The following is a 14,835-nucleotide window of genomic DNA, read 5'->3' on the forward strand; positions in this document are numbered from 1 at the left end:
TATTCGTTTCATTCCAATAATCTCCTTTTTCTCTTATAGATTTTAAAACATCGAATTTTTCACTTTTTCAATTCGTATGTATTGATCTTTTTTACTTTTTATATGCGCAAGTACAACACCAAATATTGTGATGACACCACCAAGTATAGATAACATAGTTGGAACTTCTCCTAACCATATCCAACTCATAAAGCAAGCAAAAGCTGGTGTTAAATAAAGTGAGCTCGTTGCTTCGGAGGCTCCAGCATGAGATGTTATATAGGCTAACGCTATATAAGGTAGTACCGTTGGAAAAAGACCTAAGTACACAGCGCTAAGCGTAACTTCTATAGAAGCTTTTATTATTTCAGAGCCGAGACCAGGTAGAAAGATTAGCATGAATAAAGTCCCAGCCCATATCGTATATACCGTAAACGGTAGGCTTCCATATTTTTTGAGAAATGGTTTTTGAAAAACAAAGAATAGACTTTCTGAAAATGCAGCAAGAAGTATAAATAATACGCCGGTGTTAAATCTGAACGTATTTCCAGTACTAATTGATATGAATGCTACACCCATCAAGCTAACTGCTCCTCCTACCCATCCCCATAATTTGAATTTTTCACGAAAAAATATAAGAGCAAGAATCGCAGTGAAAATAGGAGTGATTGATACAATCAAACTTGCAGGACCTGCACTCACACTTTTCTCACCATAATTTAAGGCGATATGATAAACTGTGAAACCTAAACCTCCAAGTATGAATATTACCGGTATGTCTTTTAATTCTGGCAAACGCATTCTACTTATAACGGCCAAAATAACTAAAGCGAATGAGGCTATTAACAAACGTAATAATGTAAGATGTTCCGGCGTATAAGCTTCAAGACCAACACGAATTCCAGGGAATGCAGAACCCCAAAGAATAATAGTAATGCAGTGCGCAAATAAAATACGGGAATTCCATTTACCATTTTTCATATCATCCATTCCTTTCATACAGAAAAAGTCAACCACTTTCCCTTTTCCAATTATTTCTTTCCATACTATTCAATTGTTGATAAAATGTCTTCAACCAGTTCTTTAACGAAAAAACCAACCACTTTACAGTTCATTAGTGGAAAAAGGGAGCTTTTATGAGTACGTATGATCGAAAATTGAATACACAATCTCCTAAGTACCAACAGATTATGGATTATATGAAAGAAAAAATTACAAATGGCGAATGGCCAGTAGGTAGTAAAATCCCAAGCCAACGAAAATTGGCACAGGCATTTGGTGTCAATCGAAGTACAGTGATTACTGCATTAGAAGAGCTAACAGCAGATGGTTTAATTCAAGGTAAAATGGGAATGGGTACAATTGTAGTCAATAATACATGGACCTTATTAGCTACTGATCCACCTCCCAATTGGGATGAGTATGTAAAAGCAGGTTTGCATAAACCAAGTAAAGAAATGGTTCAAGAAATTAATAAAGTAGAATCAAATAAAAAATTCATTCACCTTAGTAAAGGCGAACTTGCTTCTGATATTTTTCCGTTAGAAACAATGCAGTCAGTTATACAAGAAGTGTCTAAAAATCTCACTGTTTTCGGATACGAAGAACCAAAAGGGTTTCTACCTTTACGTGAAGCCATCAGTAATTATGTAAGTTCATTCGGTATTCATGTTTCACCATCTTCAATATTAATAGTTTCTGGTTCCTTACAAGCATTACAGTTAGTATCTATTGGTCTTCTACATAAGGAATCTACAGTTTTACTTGAACAGCCTTCTTACCTGTATTCACTTCATGTTTTTCAGTCAGCTGGAATGCGTTTATCAGGGGTATCCATGGATCATCAAGGGATTATACCGAGTGAGTTATCTAGACGGAATAAGTACACTAGTGAAAAGAAAATTTTATATTCTATTCCTAGTTTTCATAATCCAACAGGAACTTTAATGTCAGAAATGCGGCGGAAAGATTTAATGAAAGTATGTGAGAAAGAGCGACTTCCTGTTATTGAGGATGATATTTACCGAGAATTATGGATTGATGAACCACCTCCTCTCCCGCTAAAGGCAATGGATAAACATGGACATATATTACATATTGGTAGTTTATCAAAGACATTAAGTCCAGGCTTAAGGATCGGATGGATTATTGGTCCTGAACCTGTAATTGAACGATTATCAGATATAAAAATGCAAACAGATTATGGTTCTAGTTCTTTATCACAAAGAGTTGCTGAAAAATGGTTTTCTAGCGGTTTATATCAGGAACATGTAGAATCTGTGAGGGCACAGCTGAAGATGAGAAGAAAGACAATGACCCGGGCATTGAATATATATTGTAAGAATATCGCTGAATGGGATGTACCGAGCGGTGGATTTTTTATATGGTTAAAAATAAAACCGAAAATTCCAATGAAAAAACTATACGCAAAAGCGTTATCTAGAGGAATACTTCTTAATCCAGGACGTATTTATGGAGAAGAGTCTGATCAGCATATTCGACTTTCGTATGGGTATGCATCTGTAGAAGATCTTACAAAAGGAATTTATCAATTAAGTGAAATCGTTCGCGAGTTGATGGATTCATAGTAAAAAACCTCTTTCTTTAAAGGAAGCGGTTTTTTTACGTTATAAAGTTAGCTGTATGCCTTATCCCCCAATAATCATTTAGTTTTTATGCATGATATACAACGACTTCTTTTTCTTTTATATAAGTTTACATAATAAGATTATCACCTATATCAATCTGCTGTTTTTAGCTTATCAATAAATTCTAAATGTCCTCTTCCCCAACCACACATACTATCCAAAACAACACTGACCGTTCTTCCATGCTCTGATAAGCTGTATTCCACTTTAGGTGGTATTTCTTGAAAAATTTCACGTTGAATCAATTGGTCTTGTTCTAATTCACGAAGCTGTTTCGCTAAAGTTCCTTGAGATATTTCTGGAATAAGACGTTTTAACTCACCAAAACGCTTCGTTCCATCTGTTAGTAATATAAATAAAATTTGCATAAGGAACTTGTTTTTTTACAGACTTCACCTGTAACGTTCTCATATTATGGAGGCGATCTATCACCTTAATAATGGCTACTCGTATATCTGTTTGTGTAGCTAGTAATAACTTTTTTAAATTAATTGCTTCATATTCTTCTTTACTAGGAATTTGTTTCTTATCAACTTTAGTTAGTCCCTCAACAATAGTAGCCACCTTCTCGCCAAACGTACTACGTATGTCCTCAATTGTGTAAGGTGTATCTTCTACTACATCATGTAGTAATGCTGCGACTAAAGTGATGATATCCGCTTTACAATCTAACAAAATTTCTGTAACTGCAAAGGGGTGAATAATATAAGGCTCACCTGAAACACGAAATTGTCCTTCATGAGCTTTCTCGGCGACATATATAGCCTTATTGAATTGTTCTAATTCTGATTTATGTAGATAAGAGGCTTTTTCCATCAAAACGTTTTTCATCTTTTCACCTTCATCAAGTTGGTTTTTATGTTCATTCCGATAATGTTATAATTCGTTTTTTGAAATGAAATACCTGTCTAGGTAATAACAGAACGTACTATTTGATTTCAACAGTGGTAAAAGATTACCTATGAAAAAGTAGTTAGAACTTTTTCGGTTTTCCTTATTTCGTAATGTTTCGATGAAACTATTTTGGAAAGTTGAATAGATATATACGGTAGAAATTGTCCGTTATTCTATATAAGGGAACATCATTTTTTTGTGAAAGGAGTAAGTGTTATGGATTTTCTTGAATCTATAAAGCATAGCTTTCATTCTTTACAAGTATATAGCCAGCAATATCTTATACAGACTGTACAAACATTAGATTTGTCACTTGAAAATATAATTCCATATATTACAGCCCCTCAACACCTAGAATACGGTCGAAATATCATTTATCGTACCAAAGACCTAGAAGTCATGGTGCTTTACTTCCCTAGCTTAGCGAAAACGCCCATTCATAATCATGGTACTTCAACAGGCTGCATTTATGTAGTACAAGGCAGCTTGCAAAATATTCTATACACTTTTGAACCCTCCGATCCTACACCGATCTATCATCAAACGCAACAGTTTACTCAAGGAGAGGTATTCACTGTTGATAACGATACGATTCATATGATGCAGAACACAAAATCCTTACCAGCTATTACTTTTCATGTATATTCCCCGCCATTAGAAGGAGTAAAAATCCATTCTTCTTAATAAGATGTAATACGGGTTAGTTATAATTCATTTTTGAAAGGGCGTTCTTATGAATCAATTAAAAAATCGTTTTATACAAAGTCTACAAGATGGACGGAGTGTCTGGCTAAAAGGCAAAAAAATTGATGTCACAAAGCATAAAAGTTTTAAAGGTACATTAACTACGATTACTCAGTTATACGATTTGTTTAAAGATCCTACACATCAGCGATTAGTTGGTTATGTAAGTCCTAAAACGAATACGTGGGTTCATACTGCTTTTTTAGTACCAATGTCTTATGAGGATATAGTAAAAAGACGAACTGCTTTTGAAACATGGAGCTATATGACAGATGGGGTTATGAGCCGTTTATCGGATTATGCTCGCTCCCGATTAACCGGATGGTATTCAGCCCGTGAATCATATAAAGAGTTCGATTCAAAATTTCCCGATAAAATAGCGCGTTACTATGAAGAGGCCAGAGATCAACACCGTTTCATAAGTGTTATTCAACGCGATCCGCAAATCAATCGATCTACCGAGCATTCAGTTGATATAAGTGAATTAGGTTTATTAAGAATTACAAGAAAAACTACCGATGGGATATTTTTAAGTGGTGCCAAGATGATCGGTACCGCATCGCCATACTCCAATGACTTACTTATTTATCCTTTAACAAGGTTAAATAGTGAATTCAGTTCTTTAGCTCACTTTCTTATAGTTGCCGCAAACTCTCCTGGTTTGCATATGATTTGCCGAGATTCGTTTGCAACTGATTTTTCACAACAAGCCGATGCTCCTATTAGCTCAAAATACGATGAAATGGATGCACTATTAATCTTTGATGATGTCTTTGTACCATGGGAACGTGTATTACTTTATGACAATCCGGAGGCGCTATGGAAATTAAAATCAGATGTAGCCGCCAGTAGCTTAGCTTATCACCAAGCAATTGTCCGATTAGTAATAAAGTTAGAGTTCGTCACAGCAATTGCGTGTGAAATAGCTGAAGCAATTGGTGCTGAATCTTATTTACATGTGCAAGAAAAGCTTGGGGAACTCATTATACAAGTTGAAACGCTTAGGGCCCTTTTACTTACTTCAGAAAGAGAAGGAAAGCTAGACGAATATAAAACATATATACCTAATTTTAAATACATTGAAACAGCAAGAAATCTAGGGGCTAAGTATTACCCAAGAGCGATAGAGATTTTACAACTTATTGGAGCTGGTGGCTTCATACAACTCCCTTCTAGTATAGATGATTTTCAAAGTCCATTATCACACTTATTAGAAAAATACTTTAAAGGAGCTAATATTCCGGCAGACAAAAAAACAAAACTTTTTAAGTTAGCTTGGGATATAATTGGGAGCCCTTTAGGGTCTCGGCATGAATTATATGAGCGATTTTATGCTGGTGATCCCATACGTAATGTTGCGAACCAGTATATGAATTACGACAAACGTAAATTTAAAAATATGGTAAGTAAATTTCTAAATTACTAAAAAAATGAGAACTATTGGAATATCAATGGTTCTCATTTTTTACATGTATGATATTGTATCAAATTCACGCGTCAGTTTGTTAGATGATATTCTATTTGTATGAGCTTTTTACATTTTCTCTATTCAGGGGTCCCGCCATATCACCATCAAGCTAAGAAAATACAACTACCCCCAAAACGAAAATTTGTGCTAACTTGTAATAAAAATTTCAATTTTTCGTTTTGGGGTGTTATAAAATCTTTAAGTTGATGGGCATAGGATGGGACCCCAAACAGTACGATTTTATTTCAAAGACACAACGATCTTACTATACACTTTTTATTTATCCCACACCCTCATCTGCTAGTATTACTATTTTTTATTACTAATGTTGCCGTTTCACTCGGATGGCTAAGAGGAAAATGATGGCCATATGGAACAAAATCAACCTTACCAAGATGCGATGGAGCAGAATAGCCTCTGTCATAATCCCCCCAAATAATGTTAAGATTATACTTTGTTACTTCATTGAAATCACCTTGATCGTTTTTCAATAGTAAACTGTTAAGCTGAACCGTAGTATTTAAAATTCTAGGAGAAGTAAAACTGTTACTTATTTTTTCAATATAATGTTCAGGGATGCTCTCCGTACATTCAAACAAACCACTACTTAATAAATAACGCTCTATCAAATTAGTAGTTGCCAATTTTAATGTCCATTTGTTCATAAATTGAGGAACATTTAGCGATTTAGCATTTTTTTTAGCAACAGGTGGCTGAAGTAAAGTGATTGAATACTTCTTATCTATGTACTCTTGTACCAATACTTCCAGAAGAATAAATGCACCGAATGAATGGCCAATTAGATGTGCACCATTAGTAGCTTTCTCCAATAACTTTTTCACTACATTCAAATAGATATCTAGAAGATTTTTCTCTCGTTTAAAAGGAGAACGTCCCAAACCTGGAAGATCCAAGATCCATACAGGTTGACCAGTTTTTTCATGAAGATTTTGTGCTAAAGGAAATAAATCCTCTCCATCACTCAATAAACCATGTAATAAAATAAACGGTTTACCCTCTCCTTGTAATTGGTAAAGGGTAGTGTTATCGCATAATATTCGTTTAAATAAATGATTATGCTGGCCATTTTGATACATCATTCGATAATCCAGATCAGCTACTACGGCAGGGAAAAATTTCATTACACTCGTCTTCTTAAACCAATCTCCTCCCATAATTTTTTTCGCTGAAACATTTGAAAATTTTCGTTTTGTAATAAAATTCAGTCCATCAGAAGGGATTTTTGTTATTTTACTTACTCCACTATTCATAATTGCTTTCATAAGTGGCATTGGGACAGAGATTTTTGGTGCCCTCATATTCATACTTTCCGACATAATACTTAATAATTCAGCAATGTTCTGATCGTGCTGTTTGTCTTCAACAAGTGTATATGTTTGAATAGTCGGTTGCTCCAATCTGAAAACCTGCACAATAAACTTCGCAAGCTCATCGTTTGAAATAAGTGGTAAACTATATCCCTTACCTCCAGGAATCACTGGCATGAGCCCTCTTCGCATACTCATCACAAGCAAACCTAATCCTGCTATCTGCTCTGTACTCCCTGTTTTACTACTACCGACTACAGTTGGCGGATTAATTACAGAAAGCGGATAACCTACTGCTGATGCCTGCTGACGGATATAAAGATCTGCTAAAAATTTTGTTCTCTCATATGGATTTTTTATTTTCAAATAATTGTTTCCTTCTTTAAACACATCAATTGCAATCTTGCTATTTTTATCATCAAAGGGACTCATATAACCTACAACATGAATAAATTGTTGCAAGCCCTTCAATTGATGAATACTTTTAGCTAATTCACTAATATGTTTGGCGCCATTTAAAAATACGGAAGCTGCCTCTTTACTTGTCGCTTGAATATCCATGGGGCCTCCTGCGTGAATAATCACATCCGTTTTCAATATCCTCTCCTTATCTTCAGCACTTAGACCTAAATCTATTTTCGTCAAATCACCTTCAATAAAGTGCATAACTGCCTTTTTTAAGATGTCTCTTTCTTGAAAAAGGCGTGTTGCTTTACTTTTCGACCTCACTAAAAGAAGCATTTTAACATCCTCTTTGGCTAATTCTTTCACTAATTGCTTTCCAATAAAGCCTGTTCCACCAGTTAAAAATACTGTTCTCATATAAAATCTCCTTTTTAGTACTATTTAGTACTATTTTGATGTAAAAAAAAAGCTTCTTTTATCGAAGCAAGTTAAAAAATTGATCTGCTGTTTTCGTGATTACAGTTGCATCCTTCAATGTTTCTGAAATAAATAACGCTCCTTCAAGATTTGTAATAAAAAGTGATGCAACCTCATCAATATTAATCGTATTTTTGAATTCCCCATTCTCTACCCCTTGTTTAAGTAATAGAGAAACTTTCTTTTGTAATTCTGTAAAAAAAAGACCTATTTTTTCTTTTATTTGCGTGGCCTGTGTAGGACTTTGAATATATAGAGTAATAAATGGACAGCTCCCCTTATACTCTCTCGACTGAACTCCTTGTGATAATTGCTTTAAAAACAGTTGGATACGATCTTCAACTAAAAATTGGTTCTGAGAAAGTACGTCATCAATTGCAGATTGATACATTTCAATCCAATAATCAACGACCCCTTCTAATAATTCCTCCTTATTAGAAAAGTGATAATACACATTAGACTTTGAAACTTTGCTTACACGTACTAATTCATCCATACTTGTATAAGCAAACCCTTTTTCTAAAAATAATGTTGCAGCTACTTCAATCACACGTTTTTGATTCATTAATTTTACCTTTGTCATAACTAGAACTATATAGTACTAATTTAAATGTTGCAAGTATTTATGTTAATTTAGAAAAAAGTTTGATTAAAAAAGTTCCACTAACATTGATTTTACTGTAAAAAAATCTTATTTTGAATAAAGTTGAACTGAAACCCGAAATTGTTAATTCACTATCGTCTAATAGGACTTCTTCAACTTCACCATTTTCATTATATTGATAAACAGTTATAGGGGTCCCGCCAACCAAATGACATAAAACCCACGCTAATACATTTTATGGAAGATAAAAAGCCAATTTGCCTACGTTAAGGAATTTCGGTCTTTATGTTTTATCTTCGGAGTGGTCGTAATGATTCTAAAGTAGTTGATTGCTTAAATTTAAACTTATACTCACCAAGGAAGTTGATATGTTCCCATCCAAGCGGTGAAATATGATGTAATAGTACTTCTTGCAAGACATCTTTCTCTTTTTTATATTCTATTGCTTTGGTTAAATATACCGTATTCCATATACTAATGGCATTAATAATAATATTTAATGCACTAGCTCTTTGAAGTTGATCCTGCAGCGCACGTTCACGCAACTCTCCACGTTTACCAAAAAAAATAGATCTAGCCAAAGAGTTCATAGCTTCACCTTTATTTAATCCACGATGAATTTTTCCCCTTAATGTTTCACTTGAGATGTAATCTAAGATGAAAATTGTTTTTTCAATCCTTCCCATCTCACGAAGTGCTGTAGCCAAACTATTTTGCCGAGCGTAAGAACCGAGCTTTCCCATAATAAGAGAAGCAGATACAGTACCCTTCTGAATAGAATGAGCTAATCGTAATACATCATCGTAATTTTTTTGAATAACATTTACATTGATTTGACCACGCAATAATTTTTCTAGTTGTGGAAAATTACTAGACTTTCCTATCGTGTAAAGCTTTGAGTCAGCTAAATCTCGTAAACGCGGTGCAAAACGAAAACCGAGTAAATGGGCTAAACCAAAAACTTGATCAGTATAACCAGCTGTATCTGTATAATGTTCTTCAATCACTAAAAGTTTCTTACTAATGACTGTAACAATAATGGCTGTTTTTGTTACAAGGGTTATTTCCATTATCTAGTCATATCCAAAAAAATGAATCCAATAAATATTAGGATAACATACAATAAAATCGGTTCTGGCGCGAATAAATGATAGATTCCCAAAAACAGAACGTTAGTTCTTGTTTTTTAGCGAATATTTTGTATTCTAAAATAGAAGTGACTTTTAAAGGAGGCGTTTTGATGTATCGACTACCAGATGATTTTTTAAAGGAATGGACGGTGTCTGTGAAAGGGACATTGAAAGTATTACAAGCCGTAACCGATGACAAATTAGGACAAAGTATTGTGGAAGGACATAGTACACTTGGTTGGTTAGGCTGGCATTTGGTAGAAACAGCAGGTTATTTTAGTCATCTAACTGGTTTAACTGTACCAATGATTGATCACAAAGAACCAGTTCCAGCGATAGCAAGAGAAATTATAGAAGCCTACGAAAAAGTAGCAGCGGCAGTCAAGCAAGAGGCAGCCAAGCTATCAGATGAGGACTTGCTAACAGGAACAAGTATTGAGTGTCTCCCAACAAAAGGCTCAGTACTACGTTTCTTAATTGATCACCAAACACATCATCGCGGCCAGATGATGTTGCTATTACGTCAAGCGGGCTTACCAGTACCGCCTGTAATGGATCCAACAAAAGAACTATAATAACGACAATATTCCCTCCTGGGGTAATATTATTTAAAGTTAGAGTTCATATTATGGGGCTGCTTGGCTGGTTTGAGTTTGGACTCAAACCAGCCAACAAAAAGTCCAAGTCCCCCATCCAGGACGTAAACAAATTCCTCTTCGCTCCTGTGCTTTTCCCCTTCATCTCCCACTGTAATATAATAAAAAACTAAACTAGAGACTAGAGGTAGGTACGCACATGATTCAATTAACAAACCGCCAGGCACGACAATTTCTTTTGTTGAAACATGGACTTTTAGGTGAACATAAATTTAGCGGGAAGCAGGGAGTATTGGACTTTGTTCGGCAGGCTAGCTGTATTCAATACGCCCCCCATCGATGTTTGCGGAAAAAACGCCGAATTAGTGCTACAATCTCGAATTAAAGGGTTTACTAAGGAAATGCTCGCCGAGTTGTTGTATGATGATAGAAGCCTTGTTGATTATCCCGACAAGAACCTGGCCATTATCCCTGTCGAGGATTGGCCGTATTTTGAGCGATACAGGAAAGCAGCCCGTCAACATGCCGAACGCTATCTCGAAATGGAAGGATTGACAACGCATGTACGTGATCATATCCAAAATCACGGTGCGCTAAGTTCGAATGATTTAAAATTGAATGGAGATTTCTCTTGGCAATCGGCCATCCATTGGAGCGGCGGAAACAATACATCTCGTTCGGTACTGGAACAGATGTATTCGACGGGTGAGTTAATTATCCATCATAAAAAAGGAACGCGTAAGTATTACGATATCGCCAAGAAGTACATCCAGCAACATTTGCTGAATGCACCAGATCCACTGGATGACGATTTTGAGCATCATAAGTGGCGGATACTACAGCGAATCGGCTTTGTAGGGCTCTTATGGAATCGTGCGTCAGATGCATGGCTGAACATATGGGGGTTGAAAGCAGCACAACGAAATGAGGTTTTCCGCCAGCTATTGCACGAAGCTCGCATTGTTGCTATCGTTGTTGATCAAACGAAGGATAAGTTGTACTGCCTCACGGAGGATTTACCACTTATTGAAGCCGTTCTACAAAATCCGGAACCGAAATTACGTTGTGAACTTATTGCCCCCCTGATAATTTCATGTGGGATAGAAAACTTATCAGCGAATTGTTTGACTTCGATTACACACGGGAGATTTACACGCCTGCAATCAAACGAAAATTCGGCTATTACGTACTGCCTTTATTATATGGAGGGAACTTCATTGGACGAGCCGAGATAATCGCGGAGCGAAAAACTGGAATGCTCGTTGTTAAAAACATCTGGTACGAGAACGGTGTGAAGCAAACAATACAATTGACAACAGCCTTGAACAGTTGTTTCCAAAAGTTTGCGTTATTCAATGGGTGTGAGACGATTTCGACAGAGGCTATGAACTAATATTTCCTTTCTTGTCCCGCAAATAATTATTTGTCTTGACCAACCGTGATCACCATGGAAGATTCGGTTACAAATATCCCCAGAAAATAGTATTTAGTAAAAAATGTATTGTTATGACCTACTTTTACACGTATCTCGGCTGAAGCCCTCTTTCATTATTTAGCAGAAGACTTAGTATCCCTTATTGTATAGGACAAGTTAACAATTACTTTCCAAATGAACCTGACGATATGTTTTGGCGCCTATATGCTCTTTATGCAGCAATGAATATATTTTCTACTATTATATGGACTAAAAAATATGATGAGCAATCTTTTGATGATGCTTTGGAAAGAATAGATTTTATTTTGCAGGATCATGACTATTTTACTTTTGATAAACCTCTATGGTATAAAGTTGTCTAAATTTCTCAGTATTTTTTCGAGTTAGTATAAACTGAAACAAAAACCAATTATCTGCATAGGTAATTGGTTTTTGTTTATTGTAAGTTAGTTATTTAATAAAAAACAATACATGGAAATGAATATTATGACTCATTTTTACATGTATCTCGTTTAGACATATCTATCCATCTGGTATATTTTGTCTTATTCCCCTTTTTCGGGGGATGGGTAAAAACACCCTAATCTAAACTAACAAGAAAAATACTTTTTTATAAGAATAATATAGCTACCGGATTGTCGACTAGATACCTAGCAAAAACTATGCATTATCAAAAAGTAAATTTAGCGAGAAAGGAATAAAGATGTAAAGAAACTTTAAACCACTTAATCCGTTTTTCTCTTATGTAAATATGGTAATAATGAAATTACCCCAAGGATAGCTAAACAAGCTCCAATCCATAGCGGAGATACAAAACCATATCCTTTACTGATTCCAAGACCACCTAGTGACGAACCAATAACAATACCCAGCGTAATAAAAGAACTATGAACGGTATTTATCATTGTTCCATTACTAGCTGTTTTCATTACTCTCGCAACCATAGCTGGATTCAATGCTACACCAGTTAAACCAATAAAAATCGTAGAAATAACCGCAATGTATTTATTCTCTGTACCTAAAGCAAATAAAGACATTGCTCCTATTAATATAATCAATCCGCTCACCAGTATTTTCATTGTATATTCATCAGCAAACTTGCCAATCACTATATTCCCAACTACCGTCGCGCTACCATAGAGAGCAAGTAAATATGGAATACTTGCACTTGAAAAGCCTGTGACATTTGTAAAGATAGGAGTGAAATAACTAAATGCTGCAAACGTACCACCAATAATGAACATACTTGTTGTGTACGCTGCCCAAAGATGTCTGTTCTTAAAATGCATAAGTTCGTCTTTCCAGTTCAGTTGCTCTTTATTTGATAATGATGGTAGCAACCATTGAATCATAATCCCTGATACTAGCACAAGAACAGAAACAGCCCCAAAACTAATACGCCAGCCAAAATATTGTGAAATAACGGTTGTTATAGGTAAACCTAATACAGTTGCGAACATTAAACCTGCAAGTACAATTGATGCAGCTTTTCCCCTTGAATCAGATTGAACAAATGTTGCAGAAAAGGAAATCGCAACTCCAAAAGCTGAAGCTGAAGCAATACCAGTTATAATACGTGAAATCATCATAATATCATAGTTCCAAGCAATAGCTCCGAGCGATTGACCAATTAAAAATACAAACATTAAAAACAATAATGCTTGTTTGCTGCGCATTCGTAAGAGGATTGCAGTTAAAATGGGGCCTCCTACCACCATTGCTCCTGCATAAGCTGTAATTAAATACCCAATAGATGATACAGAAACCTGGAATGCAAGAGCAAGTTCGTTCATCATACCTGCAATCATAAATTCTGATGTAGTCATACAAAAGATTGCTAAAGCTAATAAATAAATAATCGATGGCATAAAAACACTCCTTATCCATTATTGTAATGATTGGTACAAAAACAGTGCGAAAAAAGAGCGCACTAAGCGCCAAAAATAGAATCCATTGTTCCTTTGATAACCTGTTCAGCTAACATCCGATTTTGCATCGATACATTAAGAACACGGAATCCGTAATAACTGCTTAAAAGCAGACTAGCTAATTCCTCAGCTGATTGCTTCTTTGAAATTTCACCTGTTTGCAACCCTTCCTCCATCACTTTTTCAATAGCTTGTTTAAGAAGCTCAACATGCTTTGAGAAAATTTCTTGTACCATTAAATCGTTTTTAGCACGTTCTACACTGGCATTAATCAATAAACATCCTTTTTGATCAATATTCTCAAAGTCTTCCTTCAATGCCCATGCAAAAAAATTACTTAATCGTTCTTTAACTGGAATTGGAGTATCTAACAATTTCTTTTGTTCCCTAATCCCAATTTCATGGTAGCGTTCTAATACTTGTTTATACAGTTCATGTTTACTACCGAAAGTATTGTATAAACTTCCTTTTCCAAGTCCTGTATCACTGCATAAATCTTGTGTAGAACACCCCTCATATCCTCTTATCCAAAATGTTTTCATTGCAACATCTACAATTGAGGAATAATTAAACTCTCTGGGTCTGCCACGGTTATTCAATCTTATTCTCCTCTCATTTTAAAGATAACATTAGTAGAATACTCCTTTTTGTACCATATGGTCAATAATTTTGTTTTATTGTTACTGTAAAATAAAATTTGATTATTTTAGATTACGAATAATTAAAAATAGTTCCCTTATTCAAATACAAGTCTTATTTTAATTAACAATTTTATCAATCTTTATTATTAATTATCAAACTTTGTTATAAATGATCAATCTATTTTACAAAGCTACAAAATCGGCTGTTTATCTTCCAGAAAATGTCTTAAAGTGGGTTTTATGTCATTTGGTTGGCTGTACCCCATCGCTATCAAGCTAAGCTCATATAACGTCAATTATAGTAGAGGTTGTTTCTTTTTTCTAAAGGCTACGTGTAAGTAATTTAAAGATTTGCATACGAAATAAACCCTAATGGGTTTCATTTTTTTGATTTAAGCCGCTTGATTATCAGACATGGTACAATTGTAAATGACACCTAATATATCAAAGACTGTTTTCTTCTCATACCTATGGGATTTTCGCCCATTTCTCTGTAGAAGAACGAACAAACGAAGTAGTATCTTTGATATCTGTTGGGTGTCTTTCTTACGATTAGTC

The 14,835-nt window shown here is 35.1% G+C and carries 11 protein-coding genes and 4 pseudogenes; 6 read left to right on the forward strand and 9 right to left on the reverse strand.

Annotated elements, in window-relative coordinates:
* Positions 1-42: 42 nt before the first annotated feature.
* Positions 43-960: a DMT family transporter gene (locus tag ACX5JI_RS23905; RefSeq protein WP_459503477.1), complete on the reverse strand. Its 918-nt coding sequence runs from the start codon at positions 958-960 to the stop codon at positions 43-45.
* A 155-nt stretch (positions 961-1,115) separates the two neighbouring features.
* Here ACX5JI_RS23905 and ACX5JI_RS23910 point away from each other — a divergent pair, with 155 nt between their 5' ends.
* Entirely contained in the window at positions 1,116-2,567 is a 1,452-nt protein-coding gene (locus ACX5JI_RS23910) for an aminotransferase-like domain-containing protein (protein ID WP_459503478.1), read from the forward strand.
* 152 nt (positions 2,568-2,719) lie between these two features.
* Here the strand turns inward: ACX5JI_RS23910 and ACX5JI_RS23915 are convergent.
* A pseudogene (locus ACX5JI_RS23915) lies at positions 2,720-2,989 on the reverse strand (winged helix-turn-helix transcriptional regulator); the annotation flags it as partial.
* Positions 2,988-3,458, reverse strand: a pseudogene (locus ACX5JI_RS23920) (HD domain-containing protein); the annotation flags it as partial. The pseudogenes ACX5JI_RS23920 and ACX5JI_RS23915, both read right to left, overlap by 2 nt.
* A 279-nt stretch (positions 3,459-3,737) precedes the next feature.
* Between ACX5JI_RS23920 and ACX5JI_RS23925 the strand changes: the two are divergent.
* Both ACX5JI_RS23925 and ACX5JI_RS23930 read left to right on the forward strand, forming a co-directional pair.
* Positions 3,738-4,205 (forward strand): cysteine dioxygenase, encoded by a 468-nt coding sequence (locus tag ACX5JI_RS23925; RefSeq protein ID WP_459503479.1) that lies wholly within the window; start codon positions 3,738-3,740, stop codon positions 4,203-4,205.
* Positions 4,206-4,254: 49 nt separating this feature from the next.
* Complete coding sequence (locus tag ACX5JI_RS23930; protein ID WP_459503480.1) at positions 4,255-5,691, forward strand: 4-hydroxyphenylacetate 3-hydroxylase family protein; 1,437 nt, start codon at positions 4,255-4,257, stop codon at positions 5,689-5,691.
* Between the two features lie 335 nt (positions 5,692-6,026).
* On the opposite strand, the gene ACX5JI_RS23935 is transcribed toward ACX5JI_RS23930, so the two are convergent.
* The 3 genes and pseudogenes from ACX5JI_RS23935 to ACX5JI_RS23945 all read right to left on the reverse strand — a co-directional run.
* A complete protein-coding gene (locus tag ACX5JI_RS23935; RefSeq protein ID WP_459503481.1) occupies positions 6,027-7,883 on the reverse strand; it encodes an alpha/beta fold hydrolase in 1,857 nt (618 codons plus the stop codon).
* Between the two features lie 58 nt (positions 7,884-7,941).
* Complete coding sequence (locus ACX5JI_RS23940; protein ID WP_459503491.1) at positions 7,942-8,508, reverse strand: TetR/AcrR family transcriptional regulator; 567 nt, start codon at positions 8,506-8,508, stop codon at positions 7,942-7,944.
* 329 nt (positions 8,509-8,837) lie between these two features.
* Positions 8,838-9,557, reverse strand: a pseudogene (locus tag ACX5JI_RS23945) (Tn3 family transposase); the annotation flags it as partial.
* 230 nt (positions 9,558-9,787) lie between these two features.
* On the opposite strand from ACX5JI_RS23945, the gene ACX5JI_RS23950 reads away from it, so the two are divergent.
* The 3 genes from ACX5JI_RS23950 (at position 9,788) to ACX5JI_RS23960 (ending at position 11,666) form a co-directional block, all read left to right on the forward strand.
* Positions 9,788-10,252, forward strand: a complete 465-nt coding sequence (locus ACX5JI_RS23950; protein ID WP_459503482.1) for a DinB family protein — start codon at positions 9,788-9,790, stop codon at positions 10,250-10,252.
* 320 nt (positions 10,253-10,572) lie between these two features.
* The gene (locus ACX5JI_RS23955; RefSeq protein WP_459503483.1) at positions 10,573-11,508 is read left to right on the forward strand and encodes a DNA glycosylase AlkZ-like family protein; all 936 of its coding nucleotides are present in this window, start codon (positions 10,573-10,575) and stop codon (positions 11,506-11,508) included.
* Entirely contained in the window at positions 11,394-11,666 is a 273-nt protein-coding gene (locus tag ACX5JI_RS23960; RefSeq protein WP_459503484.1) for a DNA glycosylase AlkZ-like family protein, read from the forward strand. Before ACX5JI_RS23955 ends, ACX5JI_RS23960 begins: the two co-directional genes overlap by 115 nt.
* A gap of 767 nt (positions 11,667-12,433) precedes the next feature.
* Here ACX5JI_RS23960 and ACX5JI_RS23965 read toward each other — a convergent pair.
* The 3 genes and pseudogenes from ACX5JI_RS23965 to ACX5JI_RS23975 form a co-directional block, all read right to left on the reverse strand.
* Positions 12,434-13,576: an MFS transporter gene (locus ACX5JI_RS23965; RefSeq protein ID WP_459503485.1), complete on the reverse strand. Its 1,143-nt coding sequence runs from the start codon at positions 13,574-13,576 to the stop codon at positions 12,434-12,436.
* Positions 13,577-13,638: 62 nt separating this feature from the next.
* A complete protein-coding gene (locus ACX5JI_RS23970) occupies positions 13,639-14,235 on the reverse strand; it encodes a TetR/AcrR family transcriptional regulator (protein ID WP_053435487.1) in 597 nt (198 codons plus the stop codon).
* A 434-nt stretch (positions 14,236-14,669) separates the two neighbouring features.
* Positions 14,670-14,835, reverse strand: a pseudogene (locus ACX5JI_RS23975) (IS4 family transposase); the annotation flags it as partial.

It is taken from the genome of Bacillus sp. C1, assembly GCF_054570475.1.